At 67.0% G+C, this 9,640-nt stretch carries 3 protein-coding genes; all 3 read right to left on the reverse strand.

The features are described from left to right. Window positions 1–44 precede the first annotated feature (44 nt). Window positions 45–4,970, reverse strand: a complete 4,926-nt coding sequence (locus tag J2X52_RS06165; protein WP_310150241.1) for an alpha-2-macroglobulin — start codon at window positions 4,968–4,970, stop codon at window positions 45–47. 310 nt (window positions 4,971–5,280) lie between these two features. After that, entirely contained in the window at window positions 5,281–7,989 is a 2,709-nt protein-coding gene (gyrA, locus tag J2X52_RS06170) for a DNA gyrase subunit A (protein ID WP_310150244.1), read from the reverse strand. Between the two features lie 247 nt (window positions 7,990–8,236). After that, entirely contained in the window at window positions 8,237–9,298 is a 1,062-nt protein-coding gene (gene mtnA / locus J2X52_RS06175) for an S-methyl-5-thioribose-1-phosphate isomerase (protein ID WP_310150246.1), read from the reverse strand. Window positions 9,299–9,640: the final 342 nt, after the last annotated feature.

A 9,640-nucleotide genomic window follows, 5' to 3' on the forward strand; every position in this document is an offset into this window, starting at 1 on the left:
GTGCCCGGGGAATCCAGCTCCGGTGCAGCTGTCGACTGCTCCACTCACGGCTGCACCACCGTGATCCGCGCCGGCACCGAGGTGCCCACGCCGCGCAACTGCGGGCGGTACATGTCCTCGACCAACGGCGGCGGCGCGGTGTACGTGCCCGGGCTCACCGCACGTACGAGGTAGAACACGCGCGCGGTGCGGCCGCTGGCGAGCTTGAGCGCGGCGACGTAGCGGTCGTCGCGATACTCCTCGTGCTGCACCGTCGCCGCGCTGCCGCGTTCGGTGATCCGGATGCCGTCGACCACCACGTCCGCCCACTGCTTGGCATCGCCCAGGTTGAAGTTCTCGACCTCCAGGCCCGCTGGCAACAGATCCGTCAGCAAGGCATCGGGCATGGCGCGATCCGCGACGACGGAAATCGCGACGATCAACGCCTCGCCTTCTTTCAGCGGTCCCGGCGTCCATGGCTTGCCGTCGGTGCCGTAAAGCTTGCGCTCGACCTTGAGTACGCTGGCATCGGCAGCCGGCGCCTGACGCGGCACGCCGGCGACGTCGATGCTGGCGTACAGCGGGGGCTCGCCCCGCGGTGTGAAGCGCACGCCCCGGCGCAGGCCGGCCTCGTCGTAGGCACGGCCGACGATCGTCGCGGGCGCCACGGCCTCGTCCACGTCGCCTTCGCGCAGGGTGCCGCCGACACGCTTGCGCTGGTCGGATGAGAGCGCGCGGCCGAGTCGCGCGAGCGCGATCTGCTCCTGCGTGCTGAGGTACATCCATCCGCGGTTGCGACGCACATCGACCTCGCGCCCGATATCGACCGCGCGCGCGTCGAACGCGGGCTTGGCGACGCCGCGCTCGTGGGTCAGCGCGATCATCAGCGAGGCGTCGCGCAATGGCGTGCCGTAGTCCCACAGATACCCCGGCCGGTCACCACTGAAATCGAACCCCGCCTGCACCGCCCGCTCGCCACGCGCCTTGTCGCCCTGCAGGGACAGTGCAAGGCCCAGATGCACCAGCGGCAGGCCGCTGAGCGTGCGGCCGCGGTCGTTGTCGTAGAGCGCGCGCAGCGTGCCCAGCGGTGCACGATTCACCCGGGCGAGCACGTAACCGGCATAGGCGCGGTAGGCGAAACGCAGGTGCTCGCGATGGTCCTGTCCGTAGAACTCGTTGCCGCCCGAGAGCAGATCCTCGCCGAGTCGCTCGAGCGATTTCTGCAGCACCGCGTCCGGCACCGCGAAGCCGGCATCGCGCGCATCGAGCAGGAACTCGACGATGTACGGCGTGAGCATCGGATTGACGTAGCCGTCGCTGCCCCACATCGAGAAGTGCCCGGTACTGACCTGCATCGATGCGAGGCGTCCGAACGCGGCTTCGACGAACTGCCGGCGCTTGGCCGCATCCACGCCCTGGATGCCGAGCATCGACACCGTGGCATCGTCGAGCTGTAGTGCTGCATAGCCGCGGCTCGTGGTCTGCTCGGCGCATCCGTAGGGATACGACAGTGCGCCGGTGATCGCGGCCGCGAACGGAATCGGCGGCAGCGCGCTGACGGTGAACCGCGCGTTGACCGAACCGGCCATCAGCCCGTCCATCAGTGTGGTGTCGAGCGTCACCGGCGTGGCGCCGTCCAGCACCCGGGTGCTCGAACGCAGCACCGCCGGCCAGGCTGCACGCACCGGCAGATCGTAGCTGCGGTCCACGCGCACGCCCGTGCCCGTTACACGCACGCGCACCTTGGCCACGGTATAGCCTTCCTGCGCGGTCAGCGGGAAGCTCAACGTCGTTTTGCCCTCGGCTGCGAGGTCCACCTTGCGCCGGCCCTCGCCGATCGCGAGCGGGCCGATGCCATCGACCTGCACCTCGAAACTGCCGGCACGCCCGCTGAAATTGCTCAGATCCAGTGTCACGGTGCTGGTGTCGCCAGGTGCCATGACCCGCGGCATGCTCGCCTCGGCGACTAACGGCGCGCGCACGACGGTCTCGACATCTCGACTGCCGTAGCGGTCCGCGGACCACACCAGCGCGGACACCCGCAGCGTGCCGTTGAAATCCGGCAGCTGCAGCGGCACGCGGGCGTTGCCACGCGCATCGAGCTTCACCGGCCCCGCGAACAGATCCACCGTCTGCACGCGCGCGGTCGGCCGCCGTGCCTGCGGCAGCGCGGCCAACGGCGCATCGCCGCCGAAGCGCAGGCGCGCGGTGCCGCCTTCGAAACTCTCGATCACCCGGCCGTAGAGATCAAAGGCATCCACGCCGAACCGGCGCTGCGCGAAGAAGTGCGTCCACGCATCGGGCACCGGGAAGCGGGTGATGTTGAGGATGCCGACATCCACTGCCGACACGGTGACCCAGGCATCCTGCCCGGCCAGCTGCGGCGCGCTGACGGTGACCTGCATCGGGACTTCGGGGCGCGTGAGTTCCGGCGCCTTCAGGCCGACGGCGATGCGTCGTTCGCGACGTTCCATCGGCACATGCGCCACGCCGACCGCGCGCGCCGGCGTCACCGTACTGGTCGCGCTGCCGCCGCGGAACACCAGCGCGGTCACGTAGACGTCGTGGCGCTCCCAATCCTCGGTGACCGGGATGTCGAAGGTGCTGCCCGGCTTGGCGTCGATCTCATGCAGGTAGAGCATGCGGTCGCTCTCGACCATCAGCAGGCCCTTGCCCGGATGCGGCGGCGTCACCGTCACGCGCATCGTGTCGCCGGCGCGATAGCCCGCCTTGTCGAGCGCGACCTTGACCTTGTCCGGGCGCGCGTCGAGGCCGCGGTTGCCGTCGTCCCAGCTCCAGCCGGCGCGGAACGGATAGCGCGAAACCAGCTTCGTGGCCGGGTCCTCGACATCGATGCGGTATTCGCCCCACTCCACCGGGAAATCGAAACGCGTGGCATCGCTGCCGGCATCGAGCGTTCGCGTCTCGACGGTCTCGAAGCGGCGGGTGAACTCGTAGCGCCAGCCGGCGTCGTCATTGCGCCAGTGGTAGTCGCGATGCTCGCGGATCAACGACACCTTGAGCCCCGCCTGCGGCCGCGTCTTGCCGTCGGCGCCCACCCGGGTCAGTTCGAAGCGCGCGTTGGTGTTGGGGTCGGCGCCATCGCCGGGTTCGAACAACGGACGTACGCCGACCAGCGCATCGGCCGGCCACAGCACGCGCTTGAGCGTGCGGTTGACGCTGCGGCCACCGGTCTCGTACAGGCTGCCGGACACGATCGCGGCGATCGGCGTCGTGGGCCTCGCTTCTTCCGGCAACGGAATGTCCGTCGTCAGGCGACCCTGCGCATCGAATGTGCCTTCGAAGACATCCTTGGCCTCGCGCGGCAGGTCGACAGTCGCATCGCCGAATACGAAACCGGGCAGGCCTTCGACCGGCGAGCGCTCCACGGCCAGCGCCAGGCGCGCGGTGAACCGGTTGCCGCTGGCCGGCGCGCCGTAGAGATAGGCGCCGGTCGCCTGCAGCTTCAGGGGCTCGCCCGGTCGCAATGTTGCCTGCGCGTCGAGATCGAGCTTCATGCGCTCGGGCAGGAACTCCTCGATGCGCAGTGTCATGCCCTGCACCGCTTCGCGCGCGGCGGGATCGGTACGGAACTCGACCCGCCAGCTGCCGGTGGGCGCGTCGACCGGAATCTCGCGCTCGAACCGGAAGTACCCGCTCTCGCCCGGCTCGACGCGGGTTTCGAAGAAGGTCTTGCCATCGGGCTGGCGCAGACGCGCGAACAGCGACTGCGAACGGCCGTCCTTCGCCGCGACTGGACGTCCGTCCTGGTCCCGCAGCAGCGCCGACACGCGCACGGTTTCGCCGGGACGATACAGATCGCGGCCGGACCACGCGAACACGTCGAACCAGGCCTGCTCGCGGCCGCTGACGGCGAATTCCGACAGATCCAGCGCGGGCTGGTTGAATGGCAACAACGACACATCGCTGCCGCGGCTGGCGACCAGCACATGGCCGGCGTCCAGCGTGTAGTCGAGCATCGCATTGCCCTTGGCATCGGTGCTCGCGCGGTAGACCGTCGCGCCCTTGGCATCGAGCACCTTCAGCTCGGCACTGCCGATCGGCGCGCCGTTGTGCAGCGACGCGGTATGCACGAACAGCTTTTCGCCATACGCGCGGGCATGCAGGCCGATGTCGCTGACCGTGAAGAACGCGGTTTCGTACTGGTCGGCGAACGCGCCGGCGCGCTTCATCACGGCAAAATACAGACCCGGCTGCTGCAGCTCGCGGATCTCCTGCAATGGCAGATAGGTCAGCACGCGCTCGTTGCGCGCGCCGTCGATGGCGAAACGGTTGACGTAGACCGGCGTGGCCAGCTTCGACAGCGGCGTGTTCTCGCCCCAGCGGTTCTCGAGTTCCCAGCTGCCGCGGCGGCCGCCGCGCTGGTACTGGGTGAGGAACGCGGGCAGCGATTCATCATCGACGCGCAGGAACTCGACATCGACCTCGGCGAGGTTGATCGACACGATCGGCAGGCCGCGCGATTCCTTCGCCGGCAATACGCTGCCCTGTGAGGCGAAACCCACCACCGGTTCCAGCTCGCCGGTGAAGACCTTGCGTTCGACATCCGCGCCGAGCGTGTCACCGCCTGCCGAAGCGAGTTGGCCCGACAGGCGCACGATGTAGTCGCGGTTCGCCTCGACATGCGGGAAGCGCAGAATCCTGGCGTCGTCATCGAGCGTCCAACTGCCCTCGCGCGCGGCGCCATCGGCGAAGGTCACCAGCGCATCGAAATCCTGCGTACCGACCAGCGGCTCGGAGAACTCGAGCGCCAGCGCGAGTGCGCCGTCGCGCTGGTCGGGGAACGCGCGCACCAGACCGAAGCCTTCGATCGTCTCGCGATCGGTCTGGATCGCTTCGCCGCTGATGCCGGGCGTCTGGCCGGCTGTCTCGCGTTTGCACGCCGCCAGCCCGCACACGATGAGCAGGACCATCAGGCCTGCGAGCAGATGACGCATGCGCAGCGATGCGCGTTCGGTTCCGAAGGACATCCGCTGTGCTCCGCTGGTTGTTGGTCGTGAGTATAGGCCCGTCGTGTGGCGTTCCGGCGGCGGGTGACGGGCGGTTTGCGTGTCGCGATGGCGCGTGCAGGCGTCAGGGTTTGGACGCATCGGAGTGGAACAGCGTGCTGTGGATGTCTTCGACAATCGAGCCCGCGAGCCTTTGCCCGCACCCTGCCTCCGGAGGGAAGCGGCTCGGATTCTTGCGCGGTCTTTCGCGTGCTCGCGACCGCAGGTAGAGAAGCATCCGCATACAAAAAAGGGCCGGCAATGCCGGCCCTTTTCAGTCAATCGAAACGCCTCAGGCGTCAGGCGACGCGCTCGGTGCATCCGTCGTCGGCGTCTCGCCCGGCGGCAGTGCATCGATGTCGTCATCGCTGCTGTCGACGATCGAGCCGTCCACGCGCTCGATGCCCTGCAGGCGCTCGTCCTTGGACACGCGCATCAGGGTCACGCCCTGGGTGTTGCGGCCCACGCGCGCGATTTCCGAGGCACGGGTGCGCACGAGGGTGCCGCCGTTGGAGATCAGCAGCACTTCGTCGTCGTTGCGCAGCAGCACCGCGCCGACCAGTGGACCGTTGCGTTCGGTGGTCTGGATACCGATCACGCCCTGCGTGCCACGCCCCTTGCGCGGGTATTCCGACAGCGGCGTGCGCTTGCCGTAGCCGTTCTCGGTCGCGGTGAGGATGTAGGGAATGTCATCCCCGGCGCCGATTTCGACCGCGACATCGCCGGCCGTCTCGACGCTGGCATCCTCGCCGTTCTCGTCAGACTCGTCCTCAAGACCAGCCGCGGGCTCGGACACAATCAAACTCACCACCTGCTCACCCTTGGTCAGGCGGATGCCGCGCACGCCACCAGCGGTGCGGCCCATCGAACGCACGCGGTCCTCGCCGAAGCGCACCGTCTTGCCGTTGGATGCGAACAGCAGCACGTCCTTGTCGCCGTCCGTCAGCGCCACGCCGATCAGCGCATCGCCCTCGTCGAGACGGATCGCGATCTTGCCGCGCGCCAGGCGATAGGCGAATTCGGTGAGCGGCGTCTTCTTGACCGTGCCCGCGCGGGTGGCGAAGAACACGAACTGGTCGGCCGCGTATTCGCGCACCGGCACGACGGCCTGCACCTTCTCGTTGGCTTCCAGCGGAATCCAGTTGATGATCGGCCGGCCGCGCGCATTCGGGCCGGCGTCGGGCAACTGGTGCACCGGCAGCCAGAACACCCGACCCGCGCTGGTGAATGTCAGCAGCGTGTCGTGGGTGTTGACCAGCCACAGCTGCTCGATGAAATCCTCGTCCTTCGTCGCTGCCGCATTGCGGCCTCGGCCACCCCGCTTCTGCGCGCGATAGGCGCTGACCGGCTGGCGCTTGGCGTAGCCGGAATGCGACAGCGTCACCACCACGTCCTCGGGCGCGATGAGGTCGAGGATGTCGAGATCCTCCTCGCTGGCGCGGATTTCGCTGCGACGCGCGTCGCCGAACTCTTCCTTGACGTTGCGCAGTTCGGTGCGGATGACGTCCAGCAGCACGTCCGGGTTCTCGAGGATTTCGATGAGGCCGCGGATCGCCTCCAGCAGCACCTTGTATTCGTCGGTGAGGCGGTCCTGCTCCAGCCCGGTGAGGCGATGCAGACGCATCTCGAGGATCTGCTGCGCCTGGACGTCGGTCAGCTGGTAGTGACCGTCGATGAGGCCGACGCCATCGGGCAGGTCTTCCGGACGCGAGGCCTCGGCACCGGCCGCGCCGAGCAGCGCGCCGACCAGGCCCGCTTCCCAGCGCCGGGCGAGCATCCGCTCCTTGGCGACCTGCGGATTCTCGGACGTCTTGATCAGCTCGATCATCTCGTCGATGTTCGCGAGCGCAACCGTCAGACCTTCAAGGATGTGGGCGCGGTTGCGCGCCTTGCGCAGCTCGAAGATCGTCCGGCGCGTGACCACTTCGCGGCGGTGACGGACGAAGGCTTCGAGGATCTGCTTGAGGTTCAGCAACTGCGGGCGGCCGTCGACCAGCGCCACCATGTTGATGCCGAACACCGACTCCATCTGCGTCTGCGAATAGAGGTTGTTGAGCACCACGTCGGCCGAGTCGCCGCGCTTGATCTCGATATAGATGCGCATGCCGTCCTTGTCGGACTCGTCGCGCAGCTCGCTGATGCCTTCGAGCTTCTTTTCCTTCACCAGCTCGGCGATCTTCTCGATCAGCCGCGACTTGTTGACCTGGTACGGAATCTCGGTGACCGCGATCGCCTCGCGGCCGTTGTCCGCGACTTCGATCTCGGCGCGCGCACGCATGCGCACACGACCACGACCGGTGCGGTACGCCAGATGGATGCCACCGACGCCGTTGATGATGCCCGCGGTCGGGAAATCGGGCCCGGGGATGTACTCCATCAGCCCGTCGATATCGATCTCGGGATTGTCGATCAACGCAATCAGCGCATCGATGACCTCGCCCAGATTGTGCGGCGGGATGTTGGTCGCCATGCCGACCGCGATACCGGCGGAACCGTTGACCAGCAGGTTCGGGAACCGGGTCGGCATGACCGTCGGCTCGCTTTCCTTCTCGTCGTAGTTGAGCTGGAAATTGACCGTTTCCTTGTCGATGTCGGCCATCAGCTCGTGGCTGAGGCGCGCCATGCGGGATTCGGTGTAACGCATCGCCGCGGCGGAATCGCCGTCGACCGAACCGAAGTTGCCCTGGCCGTCGACCAGCATGTAGCGCAGCGAGAACGGCTGGGCCATGCGCACCAGGGTGTCGTACACCGACTGGTCGCCATGCGGGTGGTACTTACCGATGACGTCACCGACGATACGCGCCGACTTGAAGTACGCCTTGTTGCTGTGCGCGCCGAGCTCGTGCATCGCGAACAGCACGCGGCGGTGAACCGGCTTGAGGCCATCGCGGACGTCGGGGAGTGCGCGCCCCACGATCACGCTCATCGCGTAATCGAGGTAGCTGCGGCGCATCTCGTCTTCGAGGTTGACGGGGATGATTTCTTTCGCGGAATCGACCATCTAGAGGGTTTGCATCCTGTCTACGCGGTCCGGATTTCCGGCGCTGGGCGCAAGGCACCAACGCGGCGCGTACCGGCCGCCGGCAACGCGATCAAAACGACAGGAAATCTTAGCACAAAAGCGACCCTCACAGGCCGCCTTTCCGACGCAAAAACAATCACTTAAGCGATTCGCGCTGCTGTATTTCCGGCGAACACCACGCAAACGACGCGTCGCGCGCTTGCACGTGCCCAACGGGCCATCGGAATCAGGCTTGAAACAGCGCCCGCATCGATGCTGCCGTCGGCTGCTCCACGACGCCCTGCTCGGTCACGATCGCGTCGATCAACTCGCCAGGTGTCACGTCAAACACCGGGTTCCAGGCCTGGATGCCTTCCGCCACGGTGCGTGTGCCGCCGATGCCGAACAGCTCGCCCGGATCGCGCTGCTCGATCTCGATCAGATCGCCCGACTCGGTATCCATGTCGACGGTCGACGACGGCGCGACGACCATGAATTTCACCCCGTGATGGCGTGCGGCGATCGCCAGCTGGTAGGTGCCGATCTTGTTGGCGGTATCGCCGTTCGCGCAGATGCGATCCGCGCCGACGACGATCCACTGCACTGCGCCGGTCTTCATCAGATGCGCGGCCGCGGAATCGGCGATCAGCATGGCGTCAATGCCGTCCTGCTGCAGCTCCCACACCGTCAGACGCGCACCCTGCAGCCACGGCCGCGTCTCGCCAGCAAACACCTTGCCGATACGTCCTTGCGCCATACCCGCGCGGATCACGCCCAGCGCGGTGCCGAAGCCCGCCGTCGCCAGCGAGCCGGTATTGCAGTGGGTCATGACGCCACTGCCGGGCGCGATCAGTTCCGCGCCGAGCGCGCCCATGTGACGGTTGGCGGCGAGATCCTCTTCGGCGATCGCCTGTGCCTCGCGCGCCAGCACGTCACGCCAGTCGGCGCCCGATGTCGCCAGCACACGCCGCATCCGCGCCAACGCCCAGGCGAGATTCACCGCCGTCGGCCGCGCGGCATTGAGCCGCTGCAATGCCGGCTCGAGCTTCATCAGCGCTGCCTCGCCGTCATCGGCCTCGATCTCGCGCGCACCCAGCACCGCGCCCCATGCCGCCGCAATACCAATCGCCGGCGCCCCGCGCACAGTCAGGTCATGGATCGCCTGCGCGACCTCGTCGCTGCTGGTGCAGGACACATGCTCGACCACGAACGGCAACTTGCGCTGGTCCAGCAGCTCGAGCGTGTCGCCGGTCCAGAGGATCGGGCGGATGTGGTCGTAGCGGTCGAAATCGAGGGGGGATGTGTTCATCGGGGCATTGTAAATCGGGGATGTTGTATTGCTGTTGTTGGGATTGGTGTGGCCTCCTGCGCTAATGCTGCTTGTGCGCGCGTTCGTCGAAGAGGCTTACGGCCAGCTTGCAAAATCCGTCATTCCCGCGGCTTTCAACAGACGTACGTCTGGTCAGGCGGGAATCCATCTTGATCTTGTTTTGGTCTCAGATTCGGCTCCAGCTCCCCGCTTTGGCTTTGGCTTTGGCTTCCAGCTTTTGATCTGAAATCGAGCCGTAGAGCGAGCCGAGCACCGGAGCCTGGCGTGGCCGAAGAGCAGCCCATGTCTGAGCGCAGCGAGTTTGGGCTGCGTGCCGCGTCA

This window comes from Luteimonas sp. 3794, assembly GCF_031456825.1.
Classification (GTDB): Bacteria; Pseudomonadota; Gammaproteobacteria; order Xanthomonadales; family Xanthomonadaceae; genus Luteimonas.